Source organism: Nocardia sp. NPDC004123, assembly GCF_053603795.1.
In genome coordinates this window covers 94,764-107,297 of sequence record NZ_JBSGGG010000011.1, presented here as the reverse complement: position 1 = coordinate 107,297, position 12,534 = coordinate 94,764, and the positions used below count along the sequence as shown (strand labels likewise).

At 65.3% G+C, this 12,534-nt stretch carries 12 protein-coding genes and 1 riboswitch; of the genes, 8 read left to right on the top strand and 4 right to left on the bottom strand.

Annotation, left to right across the window (positions count from 1 at the left end; translation table 11 throughout):
• Positions 1-4: 4 nt before the first annotated feature.
• Positions 5-454, bottom strand: coding sequence for a DUF3592 domain-containing protein (locus tag ACWEQQ_RS17590; protein WP_452348903.1), 450 nt, complete (start codon positions 452-454; stop codon positions 5-7).
• A gap of 24 nt (positions 455-478) precedes the next feature.
• Here ACWEQQ_RS17590 and ACWEQQ_RS17585 point away from each other — a divergent pair, with 24 nt between their 5' ends.
• Positions 479-1,531 (top strand): thioesterase family protein, encoded by a 1,053-nt coding sequence (locus ACWEQQ_RS17585; RefSeq protein WP_452348902.1) that lies wholly within the window; start codon positions 479-481, stop codon positions 1,529-1,531.
• A gap of 132 nt (positions 1,532-1,663) precedes the next feature.
• Here the strand turns inward: ACWEQQ_RS17585 and ACWEQQ_RS17580 are convergent, their stop codons facing one another.
• A complete protein-coding gene (locus tag ACWEQQ_RS17580; RefSeq protein ID WP_452348901.1) occupies positions 1,664-2,080 on the bottom strand; it encodes a DUF4442 domain-containing protein in 417 nt (138 codons plus the stop codon).
• A gap of 468 nt (positions 2,081-2,548) precedes the next feature.
• Here ACWEQQ_RS17580 and ACWEQQ_RS17575 point away from each other — a divergent pair, with 468 nt between their 5' ends.
• Positions 2,549-3,463: an alpha/beta fold hydrolase gene (locus tag ACWEQQ_RS17575; protein WP_452348900.1), complete on the top strand. Its 915-nt coding sequence runs from the start codon at positions 2,549-2,551 to the stop codon at positions 3,461-3,463.
• A 13-nt stretch (positions 3,464-3,476) separates the two neighbouring features.
• On the top strand, positions 3,477-4,241 hold the full coding sequence (locus ACWEQQ_RS17570; RefSeq protein WP_452348899.1) for a MerR family transcriptional regulator: 765 nt from the start codon (positions 3,477-3,479) through the stop codon (positions 4,239-4,241).
• 354 nt (positions 4,242-4,595) lie between these two features.
• On the opposite strand, the gene ACWEQQ_RS17565 is transcribed toward ACWEQQ_RS17570, so the two are convergent.
• On the bottom strand, positions 4,596-4,994 hold the full coding sequence (locus tag ACWEQQ_RS17565; RefSeq protein ID WP_452342202.1) for a VOC family protein: 399 nt from the start codon (positions 4,992-4,994) through the stop codon (positions 4,596-4,598).
• Positions 4,995-5,098: 104 nt separating this feature from the next.
• Between ACWEQQ_RS17565 and ACWEQQ_RS17560 the strand changes: the two genes are divergently transcribed.
• The 3 genes from ACWEQQ_RS17560 (at position 5,099) to ACWEQQ_RS17550 (ending at position 8,613) form a co-directional block, all read left to right on the top strand.
• Positions 5,099-6,094: a helix-turn-helix transcriptional regulator gene (locus ACWEQQ_RS17560; protein WP_452348898.1), complete on the top strand. Its 996-nt coding sequence runs from the start codon at positions 5,099-5,101 to the stop codon at positions 6,092-6,094.
• Between the two features lie 527 nt (positions 6,095-6,621).
• A riboswitch (ZMP/ZTP riboswitch) is annotated at positions 6,622-6,701 on the top strand.
• A 28-nt stretch (positions 6,702-6,729) separates the two neighbouring features.
• On the top strand, positions 6,730-7,875 hold the full coding sequence (locus tag ACWEQQ_RS17555; protein WP_452348897.1) for a phosphoribosylaminoimidazolecarboxamide formyltransferase: 1,146 nt from the start codon (positions 6,730-6,732) through the stop codon (positions 7,873-7,875).
• 507 nt (positions 7,876-8,382) lie between these two features.
• On the top strand, positions 8,383-8,613 hold the full coding sequence (locus tag ACWEQQ_RS17550) for a DUF6400 family protein (protein ID WP_452348896.1): 231 nt from the start codon (positions 8,383-8,385) through the stop codon (positions 8,611-8,613).
• A gap of 329 nt (positions 8,614-8,942) precedes the next feature.
• Here ACWEQQ_RS17550 and ACWEQQ_RS17545 read toward each other — a convergent pair whose 3' ends face one another.
• A complete protein-coding gene (locus tag ACWEQQ_RS17545; RefSeq protein ID WP_452348895.1) occupies positions 8,943-10,442 on the bottom strand; it encodes a cytochrome P450 in 1,500 nt (499 codons plus the stop codon).
• Positions 10,443-10,555: 113 nt separating this feature from the next.
• Between ACWEQQ_RS17545 and ACWEQQ_RS17540 the strand changes: the two genes are divergently transcribed.
• Complete coding sequence (locus ACWEQQ_RS17540) at positions 10,556-11,740, top strand: sensor histidine kinase (RefSeq protein WP_452348894.1); 1,185 nt, start codon at positions 10,556-10,558, stop codon at positions 11,738-11,740.
• Positions 11,737-12,360: a response regulator gene (locus ACWEQQ_RS17535; RefSeq protein ID WP_452348893.1), complete on the top strand. Its 624-nt coding sequence runs from the start codon at positions 11,737-11,739 to the stop codon at positions 12,358-12,360. Before ACWEQQ_RS17540 ends, ACWEQQ_RS17535 begins: the two co-directional genes overlap by 4 nt.
• Positions 12,361-12,534 lie beyond the last annotated feature (174 nt).

The window sequence follows — 12,534 nt, the reverse complement described above, 5'->3', positions numbered from 1 at the left end:
TTTCTCAGAGCGAGACCCGCATGGCCACGAACCCCGCTAGCAGCCCCACCGCGAACACCCCGAGCCCGAGCGCGAACACCGCGGGCATCACCACCGGACCCCACGCCCCGGGCCCGGCCACCGTGGAGTTCGCCGCCGGGTCCGCCGGGTCGTAACTGACCCGGACCGGCGCCCCGACCGCCACGCCGAACGGGCCCGGGGCATGGTCGGTGAACTCGATGTCGCGGCCGTCACGGGTGCGGAACGCGAAGACGTACTCGGTGGTGTAGCTCCGCTCCATGCCCGGCCCCCGCTCGACAGTCCGGCGCTCCACGCACCGCCCCTCGACGTGCTCGCCGTGCCGCAGCAGCCGCAGCACACGGTTCAAACGCAGTGCGGAGCGGATCGCGAACCCGCCGACGAACAGGCCGAACAGCAGCAGGAAGGTGGCCGTGCCGCCGGGCAGGATGTGCATGGAATCGCGCTCCCAATCTGCTACGTGAAACTCGTACCCGATCCGGCCTACGTCGCGGCGCTGTCGGCAGATCCGATTCGAATCATCATGGAGCACAACGCCCTGCCTTGCCGCGACCCGCGCGGTTCGGGTCGGCCGAAGTACCCGTCGGCGAACGCACCATCACGCCGAATTTCGTGCGCTCGACTAGAGCCGGATGATCTTCTGGGAGGCCATGAAACGTGCTCTAATCGATGCGTTTCGACGAGCCGGAGACAGAGGGGGCCGATCGCGGTGGTGTCGTTCTTCGTAGCGCGAGACGGGCAGTACCAAGCGCATGGCTACGGGGTCAGCCAGTGGTCGTCGAAACAGGTGAACGGGCCGGCGGTGTGCGGGTTGTTGGCGCGTCAGCTGGAAACACATTGCCCCGCAGAGGGTTTCATACCCGCGCGGCTCACAGTCGATATGCTGCGGCCGGTACTCAACGAACCGATCGCGGTGCACAGCGCCGTCATCCGCGAGGGCACGCGGGTGATCGTGGCCGATGCCTCCATCGTGCAGCAGGGCGAGCTCCGTGCGCGGGCGAGTGCGGTCTTCCTCGCGTCAGCTTCTGCGGCACCGGGTGAGATGTGGCAGCCGCAGGAGTCATTGCCCGCTCCGCAGGCTCAGCTGACATCGCCGGATGGTGAGCCGCCGTTGCTCAAGTGCGGCGAGTCGGAGTGGACCGACAACTTGACCGCAGGCCGGAACGCAGACCGTAAAGTGCTGTGGCAGAACCTCATTCCCTTGATCGAGGGCGAACCGATCTCCCCGTTTCAGCGAGCGGCTGCGATGGGAGACGCCACGAATTTCGTCTGCCATTGGGGATCTGCGGGGATCGGCTACATCAATACCGACATGACCTTGACGCTGTCGCGGTTGCCCGAAGGCCCCGAACTCGGGCTTCAGGCTCAGGATCAGGTCACCGGCGACGGTATCGCGGTCGGCACCGCAACGCTCTACGATCGCGTCGGCCGGTTGGGCACCTGTGTGGTGACTGCCGTCGCAGATGCCCGTCGGCCAATGTCGGTCGCACGCCACGCGTCGGCCGCACGCTGATCAACCAACATCCCCATCCCGCAACGCGTACCGCTGGCCGCACGGCCGACGATGAGACCGACTGCGGCACACGAACATCCGCTACTTTCGAGTGCAGGACGTTGTGGGTCGGCATTGAAGGTGGTGTGGTCACTAGTTGACGCGTCGCACGTACAGCTGCTGGCTGGCTCGGGCAACTAGAACGCCTTGATCGGAAACGATGTCGGTGGTGTGAGTTGTGATCGACTTGCCGCCATCGCTCGTGGCGTCACGGATGACCGCGACGTGATCGGATGGGAGCGACATGGAGGCGGTCACCATCTCGCGGCCGGGCGCGATGAACTCAATGCTTGCGGCGCTCGTCCAGACGCGATAGCCGCGCCCGAGCTGACCGCGGGCCATGATCCCGAAGAACGGATCTGTCATCGAGTACAAGGTGCCACCGAATGCGGACCGGTTAGGGTTCCAGTTCCATGGACGAACTCTGTGGGTAGCACGCACGGAGGTCCAGTCGTCCGCGATGTGAGCGACGCGCACACCAGCGAACAAGAGCGGCGGATATGCGCACATAATCAGCCGAAGTACCTTAGGACTAGGCAATTCTCGTGTGCCTTGACTCCCGGCGATGGAATGGGACGATCGACGCTCTGCGGAGGCGGACATCACTCACCTGTCTACATTCGGTACCAGAATCGTTGCGGCTCATCCTTTCGGACGCAGCTCTACAGGGCAACATCCGCTCTGCCGCTGGTCGCGCTGTCGAACCGGCCAACGCGACCGCCGACGAGCGGACAAATCAGTTTCGCGGGCAGTCGCCCCGGATGCTGGTCAGAGGCTGACGCGCGCAGTCTGAACGCGCAAATCGCCCCTCTGACAAGGCTGCCCGTCGCACGAGGCCAGCTCAGCCTCGGAACCGGTTCGCGGCTCACGCGTAGCGGATCGCGCGATTGTTCCAGCCAACCGTCGAGCGTCCGCGTGTGCCCGAGGGCCACGGGAAGGCTTGACCCTGACGCTACGTCGGGGTTGCACCCTTGCTTCATGACGAAGAACATCGCTCCCGCAGCTCGGCCTGCTCCGCCGATCGGAGAGTTTCAGGAGGTCGACGGCCGCCGCGTTTTCGTGCATCGGTTGGGTAGTGGCGGGCCGGCCGTCGTGTTCCTGCCGGGAGCGGGTGCGGTCGGTCTGGACTATTTCGCTGTGCAGCAAGGGGTTTCGCAGTTCTGCACCGCGGTGGCGTACGACCGTGGCGGCAGCGGGTACAGCGATCCGGTCCCGTTGCCGCGCACCGCCGCCGCGGTCGCGACGGAACTACACGAGTTGCTGCACGCCCAGGACCTCGCAGCCCCGTACGTCCTGGTCGCGCACTCTCTCGGCGGCGCCTACGCGCATCGGTTCACGCAGTTGTATCCGCAGGAGGTGGCCGGGCTGGTCTGGGTGGATGGTTTCCACCGCGACTGGGAGGATTTCATGCCCGCTGCGGCGAGCCCGGCTGCCGGCCGGCAGCCGGCGCCCGGTCCCGAGCGGATCCGGCAGATGCGCCCAGCCCTGCACGCGATGTACGCCGGACTGGTGGCGGACTACCCGCGACACATGCGGCAGCCGCTGATCGAAGCCCATGTCAGCGACGAATGGCTCCGGGTCGGCATCGCCGAGCGGGGCAGCTTGGTTGCACTCGCGGACGAACTGCGTGCCGGCCCGGACATTCCCGACGTACCGGTGGTCGCGCTCACCGCCGAGGGCACCGACCCCGGCGCGCAGGCGGCGATGCCGGAGCAGACGATACATGCGATACACGAGGGCATGAGGAGGATGGCCACGGCCATGGTGAGCACGGTGTCGGTCGGGGAACATCGCGTCGTCTCCGATGTCGGCCACCACCAGCTGTGCTTCACGCGCGCCGATGTCGTCGTCCAGGCGATCCGCGACGTCGTCGACCGGGTGCCTCGCGCCTAAACTCGGCTTGGCCATGTTTCCCGAAGACCGGAGGCATACGGTGCTAACGATCGGCCAGCTCGCGGCAACCGCCCGCGTGACCGTGCGCACCGTCCGCCACTACCACCAGGTCGGCCTGTTGCCCGAGCCTGAGCGCGATGCCTCCGGCTATCGCCGCTACAGCGCGCAGGCGGCGGTAGATCTGGTCCGGATCAGGACTCTTGCCGATGCCGGAATGCCGCTGGCCCGCATCGACGCGCTGCTGCACGCACAGCCAACCGAATTCGCAGCTGCCATCACCGATATCGACACCGCCTTGCGGACCAAGATCGAGCAGCTCACCGAGCATCGCCGCCGCATCGCCGAATTGGCAAGCGGCGAAGAGCTTGTCCTGCAACCCGAGATGGTCGCCATCCTGAACCGGCTTCGCAGTCTCGGAGTCAGCGAACGGACCGTCCGACTCGAACGCGACTGGTCGATCCTGATGCAGGCGTCGGACCCGCATGCGGTGCCGCAATGGATACGGGACAAGAACGCCGGCTTCGACGACCCCGAGAAGATGCGCCTGTATCTCGCGTGTGATCAATCAGTCGACTGGGATCCGGACGATCCGCGCGTGGATCGGCTCATCAACGACCTGGAAACATGGGAGATCGAACACGAAGGCAACAGCAGCCGGCCAGCGAACCCGACGCCTGTCTTTTCCCTGCTCCTCAGGGAGTCACCGGCATGGCATCGAATCGTCGATACGCTCGCCCGCCGTGCCGAGCGGCGCCGAACCGTCATGCCCGACAGCTGACCGCCGGCCCCTGGTGTCACGGGTCGTGCTGCGATATGTCGGTTGGGCCGGCCATCCCGGCTCGCCGACATATCGAACCTGAGCCTCACAAATCCCGAATCGCCTTTGCTCACCGGCGATTACGACTGAGGAGTGGATCCTGACCATCGCTCAGCACCATCACTGAACGCTGTGGACGGGCGCGACCACGGTGTTCTTCGCCGTCTTTCGGCTACGACGCCAGCAGTTGCGGGCGGCCGGGGACCGAACGCGCTATACCGCAAAGTGCGCGGCCCGAACTGGTCGGCGCGGGCCTGTGGAAGATCGATGGGCCCAGCGCCTCACAGGTGCCCACACACATGCGACGCGCGGATGTCAGCGGGCAAATTTTGCGACGGCCTGCGCGGTGACCGGCGTGAAGAGGTTGATCAGGTTGCCATCGGGGTCGCGAAGCAGCAATGAGCGATTGCCCCACGGCATCGTCGTGGGCTCGTTGACGAAATCGTCGACCGTATCGCGCAACCGCTGGTAGTCGGCATCGACGTCGGGGACCAGGAACTCGATGATCGCGGTGTGGTTGTCCGCTGGGCGCGCGCTGCCGGCCGCGAACAACGCGACGGTGCGGGTGCTTCCGATCGCGAGTGTGCCGGACGGTGTGACGATTTCGGCGAAATCCGGTGTAGCCCAGGTGGCTTCGACACCGGTCAGGTGCTGATAGAAGCCGACCAGTCGTTGGATGTCGCCGGTGATCAGACGGATCGAGACGAGATTCATGCGTACTCCTGTTTGTTGGTTGGGGCGGCGGTTGCGCCGCCCGCAGGCCACGTTAGAGCCAATACCGGACAGTTTCCGCCCGGTATACATGCGAGAATTTTCTGATGACGCGCCCCACCGCCCGAGTGCTGGCCCTCCTCGAGTTGTTGCAGGCCGGCGGCACCCATACCGTCGGCGAACTCGCCGGACGGCTGGGCGTCGATGAACGCACCGTCAGGCGATACGTCACCCATCTCACCGACCTGGAGATCCCTGTTCGATCGGTGCGTGGCCGCTACGGGGGATATCGCCTCGCCCCGGGGTACCGAATGCCGCCGCTGATGCTGACCGATGACGAAGCGGTGGCTGTGTTGCTCGGACTCCTCACCACCCGCGGCGTCGGTCAATCGACAACAGCCGCCCACGCGGCCGACACCGTGACGGCCAAACTCCGTCGCGTCCTGCCCGCACGTCTGACTTCCCGGCTGGACGCACTGATCAGCACCGCCGAATTCACCGAGGATGCCCGCTCGGAGGTCGCCGTCGAGACCGCGGTCCTCCTCCGGCTCGCCGAGGCTACCCGCGAGCGCCGACCTGTCGCGATCGATTACACCGACCGGAACGGGCGCCGCACTGACCGGACTGTACATCCATACGGGCTCGTCGCCCACTCCGGCCGGTGGTACCTGACGGGGATGGACAGCAACAGTGACGAAGTACGTCAGTTCCGGCTCGACCGCATCACGGCGGTGACGACACTGCCCGGAACGTTCACTCCGCCAGCGGGATTCGAGCCGACCGCGCATCTGCTGTCCGCACTTGCCACGGCGCCCTATCGGTACGAGGTATCGATCCGAGTCCAGGGCACCCTCACCCAGGTCCGCCCACTGCTCCCCGCGACGATCGCGACCGTGCACGAGATCGACCCACCACTCCCTGACGCCCACCCGTGGGTCCGGGTCAGAATGCGAGCCGAACAGCTCGACTGGATTCCCCCCGTCCTGGCCGGCCTGAACCTCCCTTTCGTCATCGAACACCCCGACGCACTCAACGACGCCGCCCGCGCCCTGGCCCGCCGACTCACCGCAGCCGCCGACGGTCCATCCGAAGCCCACCGGTAGACCCATGCCGCCACACCGCGCGAACGTACGGGAATACCGTCACCCGCGCTGTTCGACCGGCCGGCGCGCGGCGCCGGAAGCCCAACGGCCCGAGCGCCGTACGGCAGCCGGCAGTGCAGGCAAATGCCGAGTTTCGGCGACCGGTGCAGTCCAGCACAGTCCGCCGTAGAACAGTGGTTTCCGGGCTGTTGCAAAATGCGCCGAGTCGGCGATTGTGACGTCACGTCGGGGGCAAATGACCTGCGGCCCTGCATGATCGGTCGACAGCGGTCCACGTAGACATGTGACTCGGGTCACGGCTGAAATCCGCGCCTAATTTGCAACAGCCCGTTTCGCGCCAATTCCTCAGCTGTAGTGCACGTTTAGAACGGTTGGGTTAGCCGTTCATGCGGGCATGGCAGCGTGCTCTTCTCCCGCTGGTCGTATGGTTGGAGTCGGCTGCGGGGCCTGCCGTGCGAGCGCACGCACATACCGAAATCCAGTGCGCCTTGGTCAGTCTGGATGTTCGGTCTGTCATGGGTTAGCGTGTGGTCGATCGCGACTGGCGTTACGTGGGCCGACCACGAGGAAGCGCAGTATCGGAGCGTCGTACGCCTGGGTGCTCCCCATCTCGAGACGAGAGACGGGGTATGGCAATGGACTTGCGCTATGGCATGAATCCACATCAACAGGCGCGGGTATCGGCTGGCGGTGACCATATTCGAGTGGTGCACGGCGCGGCGTCGATGATCAACTACCTCGATGCGCTCAATGCCTGGCAACTGGTCGCCGAGGCCAGTCGAGCCACAGGCAAGGCGGCTGCGGCATCGTTCAAGCACGTTTCCCCGGCCGGTGCGGCGCTCGCCGGAGACCTCGATGAAACCATGTGTGACAGTTGGGGATTGGGCGACAGCTCGGTGGGCCCGATCACGGCGGCCTATGTGCGGGCGCGCGACGCCGATCCCCGTTCGTCCTACGGCGACATGATCGCGGTGTCCGAACCGGTTGATCACGAGCTCGCCGAACTGTTGGCCTCGGTCGTCTCCGATGGCATCATCGCGCCGGGTTATGCACCCGGAACCGTAGCGGCATTGAGCCGCAAGAAGAGCGGGCGATTCGTCGTATTCGAGATCGATCCCGCATTCCAGCCACCCAAGACGGAGATTCGAACTGTCTTCGGCGTCAGCTTCGAACAGGACCGCGACCATTCGCCGATCACCGAAGACCTGCTGCATGTGGCTGTCGGCGACCCCATCAGCCGCAACGCGACGATCGATGCACTGCTGGGCATGGTGACCGCCCGGTACACCCAATCCAATTCTGTCGTTTACGTCCGGGACGGCATGAGTATCGGTGTCGGTGCCGGACAGCAGTCGCGAATCGACTGCACATTGCTCGCCGGAAGTAAGGCACGCACCTGGTGGACTCGGCGGCACCCCGCCGTTCAAAAGATGCCACTGCCTGCGACGATGGCGCGTCAGCAACGGTTGAATTGGCAGATCTCCACCGCCGCAGGCACTCTCACTCCCGCACAATCGCGTGAACTTGTCTCGAGCCTCACCCGATCCCACAGATTCCTGGAAGAGGCCGAACGGGTCAGCTGGGCCCATCAGCTCGCGGGCGTCTCACTCGTCTCCGACGGGTACCTCCCGTTCCGGGACAACATCGACGTTGCTGCCGAACACGGGGTTGAGCTCGTCATCGAGCCCGGCGGTGCTCTCCAATCAAACGTTATCGCCGATGCTTGCCGCGAACGCCGCATCACCCTCGCCCGCACCGGAGTTCGACTCTTCCACCACTGAATCGCGGCGACTGCCGAGGCCCATCGATCGCAATCATCCGCTCGTGCCGGATACCGCGCTGGCCGAACCGGCCAGCGCGAGCGCTCCGAAGATCAACGGGCTGAGGTCATCTCACCCGACTGGGCCCGGCCGGCAGTGCACGGAAATGCCGAATATCGCGCGCTCGTCACCGGCCGCTGATGTCGTACGGCCCAGTTCGGGTTCGATCGGTGCGGGGTTTTCGCGTCGGAGTAAATAGCATCAGGTCGGCCGGCAATAGGACCTCGCCAGCGACGGCCATTGGCGAGTTCCGCTCTGTTGGCGGTGTGGCGTCGCCACGCCCGATTTCAGCGGTGGACGTGTCGTGGCGACTATGTGGACGCATCTACTCCGCGGTCCTGTCCGCGCGCACGGGTATCAAATGTGACGAAGTCCAACCGTGAAACGTGATGCAGGTCATTGCCCAAGGCGGCGTGATTGGGCATCGTCGTCAATTCATTTTGGAAAGAACCTGGTTGGAGATGCCAAATGGCCGACCACAATTTTGCTTACGACCTCACGCTGGACGAGGTGCGACGGCGCAGCGCCGTCCTCGAGGCGCTCGGTGACGACTGGGATCCGGTCGCGGTGCTCGCCGAGGAAGAACTGGCGTACGACATGCTGTACTCGAATCTCGACGATGAGCAGCAGCGGATCTACGACGAACTCGTCCGGGCCGGCGTCCTGCCGGATCGGGCTATGCGCCCTATCGCCGACTGATCTCACCGCCGAGCACGAACCATGACCGGTGTTCGGCTGGATGCCTCCAACGAGTCGCGACCTGGCCGCTCCGGCTCTCGGCTGCGTTTCGTGAGCAGAGGATGCGCGAGCTCGACAGCTCACTGCGGTCGGCCGGGTCGGTCTTACGGCCATCGCCGGTAGCGAAGACCCGCACCTGCGCCGAGAGTTTCGCGGGCACGTCCAGGGCGGATTCACCATCGTGGAGCCCGCACCGAATATCGGATACGGGGTCGGCCATCGGTGGGTGAGTTGATCGACGACGAGCACCCTGAACTCGACACCCCCACCGCGCCGGCCGCGCTCGATCGCTACCCGGAGGCTGCCGGGTTGGTGTTTCGGGTGCTGATGTGCATGGGGACTGGCCCGTTGGGGCCACCGGTGAAGGAGAATTGGGGGCGGATCGGCGTGGTGGTCGCCGGGTTCATCTCGACGTGCTGGGCGATGGTGGCCAGTGCGAGGACCGCTTCGGTGTTGGCGAAGACGTGGGCGACACACATGCGTTTGCCGGCCCCGAAGGGCAAAGTGGCGTGACGTTGCGTTGCTGTCAGGTTTTCAGTCAGGTAGCGGGCAGGGTCGAAAGCGCCCGCGTCGGCCCATACTCCGCTGTGATGGTGGAGGGCGTGGAGGCTGACGATGACTGTGGTCCCGGCGCGAATCGGAAAGTCGCCGAGCATGTCGTCGGTCTTTGCGACGCGGCCGAGTCCGACGATCGGTGGATAGAGTCGCATGGTCTCGGCGACAACGGCTTTCGTCCATGGCAGGAGGTCGACGTCGGCAGCGGTGGGGGTGCGTCCGCCCAGGACGTCGTCGAGTTCGGCGTAGAGGCGGGCGCGGGCGTCGGGGTGTTCGCCGAGCAGTTTCCATGTCCATGCGAGTGCGGTCGCGGTGGTTTCGGTGCCGGCGCCGATGAAAGTCATCAGTTCGTCGTGGATCTCAGCGTCGGTGTAGCGGTGTCCGGTTTCCGGGTCCTGGGCATCCATCAGCAGTCCGAGCAGGTTGTCGCGGCGGGTGATCGCACCACTGCGGTGATCGGTGATCAACTGGTCGATCACCTTCTCGACGTGACGGAGGTCGGCGACCATGCTCGGTGCGAGAATCCAGCAGGCGGATCGCATGACGCGTATGGGCAGGTCGTGGCGATTGGTCAGCTCGGCGAGTGCGTGTAGCCCTCGGGAAGTGCCGGCGATGAACCCGACCCCGAACAGCCGCAGCATCCGGGACAGGGTGATCTCCGACATCGGTTCGGTCAGTTCGACGCCGAACATGGTGCGGGCGACGATATCGAGGGTGAGCCGGCTCATTTCGGCGTTCATGTCCACCGAGGCTCCATGGGCGCCGAGTTGGAGAATGCGCTGGGCGCAGTCCTGGGCGGCGTCGGTGATGGGGCCCGAGAGGGTGGCGATGTTGCGTTTTCCGAAAACGGGTGCGACGAGCCGGCGGTTGCGTTGCCAGCGTTGTCCGTCGAGCTCGGTGACCAGGCCGCGCCCGAACGCGACGGCGAGCATGTCGTACTCTGCGCTCTTGGTGTAGTTGGCCTGGTTGGTCACCAGGATGTGCCGTGCGTGCTCGGGGTTGCGTATGACGACGAAGCGCAGCAACGGCATTCGTGCCACGAGTATGTCGTCTTGTCCGGGCAGCTGTGCTCCATAGAACTCGGCCAGGGTGCGGTCGCGCCGTAATGGCATCCCTTGTACGGCGAGTTTCCACGACTGCCGCCACGACACCGGGGTGCGGTGCCAGCGCAGCGGCGCGGGTTGCCAACGGGGCGGGTAGAGCGTCTCGTCGGGTGTCACCTGTGTAGTGGTCATGGCCAATCCCCCTGTACGCGTGGACTTTTGTCGCAGCGTATGCCGCCGGTCAGGGGGTACACGTCCGCCGTTCGGAGGACACCGCGGGACACGATCCGGGTTATCGTCGGATCATGACTACGCCCGGTGCTGCGCCCGAGCGGTGGGACTTCTGGTACCGGATCTGGAGCGCTTACGTGGTCGGTGGCCTCATCGCCACCGGAGTTCTCGTCATCGTGTTGCGGCGCACCTATGTCGGCGAAACGTGGGCGGGCTTGACGGCATTGGCCTGTCTGCTGGCGTGGTCCGCGTTGCTGGCTCCGCGTCGCGGGAATCCCGATGCGTTCTATCGACGTAAGGTGGACCGGAATTCGGCGCTGTTCGTGGTCGGTGTGCTGGTGTTGTTTCACGCCGCCGCCTGGTGGTCGCCACCCGCGCTCGCCGCGGTGATGGTGGTATATGCGCTGATCTACATGGCGCTGCCGGTTCGAGCCGCGATTGCGGTCGCGGCCGCGGTCAGTTTCACACCTGTGGTCTTCGCTCTTCTCGCTAACTCCCAGGTGCCGCTGGGACTGGCGATATCGTTGATCGCGGTCGTGTTCAACCCGGCGATCGGTGCGACGATCACCCTGGCCATCGACCGAGGTGAGCAATTGGCGGTGCTCGTGGACCAGTTGGAACGCAGCCGCGCCGATGTCGCGCGACTGTCCCGGGAAGCAGGTTCGATGACCGAACGTGCCCGCCTGGCCAGAGAAATTCATGACACTCTGACCCAGGGGTTCACCGGGATCGCGACACTGGCCCAGGCCGTGGAATCGGAGATGGATAACGACCCCGGAGCCGCTCGCCGGCATCTGGCCTTGATCGAGGCCGCCGCGAGAGAGAACCTGATCGAAGCACGCACCATGGTCGAAACATTGACGCCACCGGACCTGAGGCGTGGCTCCCTTGCCGAGTCCCTGCGCCGCCGCGGTCGCAAACTCACCGACGAGACCGGAATCGCGGTGACCGTGAACGTGGATCCGGCTGTGCCCCAGCTCGATACCAGCACCGAGGTGGTGTTGCTGCGCGCCGCGCAGGAGGCGTTGACCAATATCGGCAAGCATGCACGCGCTGACAGGGTCAGGGTCGATCTCGTACGAACCGAGCATGGTGTGCGACTGTCGGTGGCGGACAACGGAATCGGCTTCGACGAGGACGACGTCGATGGATTCGGGCTGCCCGGCCTGCGCAGCCGGGCACAGGAGATCGGCGCGGCCGTCACCGTGCAGACCAGCCCGGGTGCTGGTACTCAGGTCGATCTCGTGGTGCCCGCATGATCACCGTCCTGCTCGTCGACGACCACCCGGTGGTGCGCGAGGGCATGTGCGGAATGCTTTCCCGCGAAACCGATCTCGCCATCGTCGGCGAGGCCGCCGGAGGGGCCGAGGCCATCACGGTGGCCACCACGCTTCGACCTGACGTGGTGCTGATGGATCTGCGGATGCCCGAGATCGACGGCGCCGCGGCGACCCAGGCGATACTGGCTGCCTGCCCCGAGACCCGGGTAGTGGTCCTCACCACGTACGACACCGACACCGACATCCTGCGTGCTGTGGAGGCAGGCGCGTGCGGATACCTACTGAAAGACAGCTCACGGGCCGAAATCGCCACCGCCGTACGCGCAGCCGCACGCGGCGAGACGGTCCTGACACCCTCGGTGAGCGCCCGGCTGCATCGCCGAAACCGCCAGTCGCAGACCGAGCTGTCAGCGCGTGAACTCGGAGTCCTACGACACGTCGCACACGGCTCGACCAATGCCGAGATCGGTCAAGCCCTGCACATCAGCGAAACAACCGTCAAAACCCACCTCCAGCGTGCATTCGCCAAGCTCGACGTGTCGGACCGCACCGCTGCGGTCACAACAGCCCTGGCGCGCGGGCTCCTTGTCACGCCGTAAAGTGCCAACGCTTCATCGCGAGCCAATTCGCCTTCCACGCGTTCGGCATCAATCCCGGGCAACGTGCGCTCATTCCGGAGTTTCGGACGGCCGGTGCAATCCCGCACAATCCGCTGTATAACAATGATTTCGCGCCAATTTCTCAGCTGTAGTGCGCGTTTGGAACGGTTGGGT

Bases quoted from the DNA above. Each gene is read 5' to 3' on its own strand.
- ACWEQQ_RS17590 (WP_452348903.1), bottom strand. From the start codon at position 454: ATGCACATCCTGCCCGGCGGCACGGCCACCTTCCTGCTGCTGTTCGGC.
- ACWEQQ_RS17580 (WP_452348901.1), bottom strand. From the start codon at position 2,080: ATGTGCGCATATCCGCCGCTCTTGTTCGCTGGTGTGCGCGTCGCTCAC.
- ACWEQQ_RS17575 (WP_452348900.1), top strand. From the start codon at position 2,549: ATGACGAAGAACATCGCTCCCGCAGCTCGGCCTGCTCCGCCGATCGGA.
- ACWEQQ_RS17570 (WP_452348899.1), top strand. From the start codon at position 3,477: ATGTTTCCCGAAGACCGGAGGCATACGGTGCTAACGATCGGCCAGCTC.
- ACWEQQ_RS17565 (WP_452342202.1), bottom strand. From the start codon at position 4,994: ATGAATCTCGTCTCGATCCGTCTGATCACCGGCGACATCCAACGACTG.
- ACWEQQ_RS17560 (WP_452348898.1), top strand. From the start codon at position 5,099: ATGACGCGCCCCACCGCCCGAGTGCTGGCCCTCCTCGAGTTGTTGCAG.
- ACWEQQ_RS17555 (WP_452348897.1), top strand. From the start codon at position 6,730: ATGGACTTGCGCTATGGCATGAATCCACATCAACAGGCGCGGGTATCG.
- ACWEQQ_RS17550 (WP_452348896.1), top strand. From the start codon at position 8,383: ATGGCCGACCACAATTTTGCTTACGACCTCACGCTGGACGAGGTGCGA.
- ACWEQQ_RS17545 (WP_452348895.1), bottom strand. From the start codon at position 10,442: ATGACCACTACACAGGTGACACCCGACGAGACGCTCTACCCGCCCCGT.
- ACWEQQ_RS17540 (WP_452348894.1), top strand. From the start codon at position 10,556: ATGACTACGCCCGGTGCTGCGCCCGAGCGGTGGGACTTCTGGTACCGG.
- ACWEQQ_RS17535 (WP_452348893.1), top strand. From the start codon at position 11,737: ATGATCACCGTCCTGCTCGTCGACGACCACCCGGTGGTGCGCGAGGGC.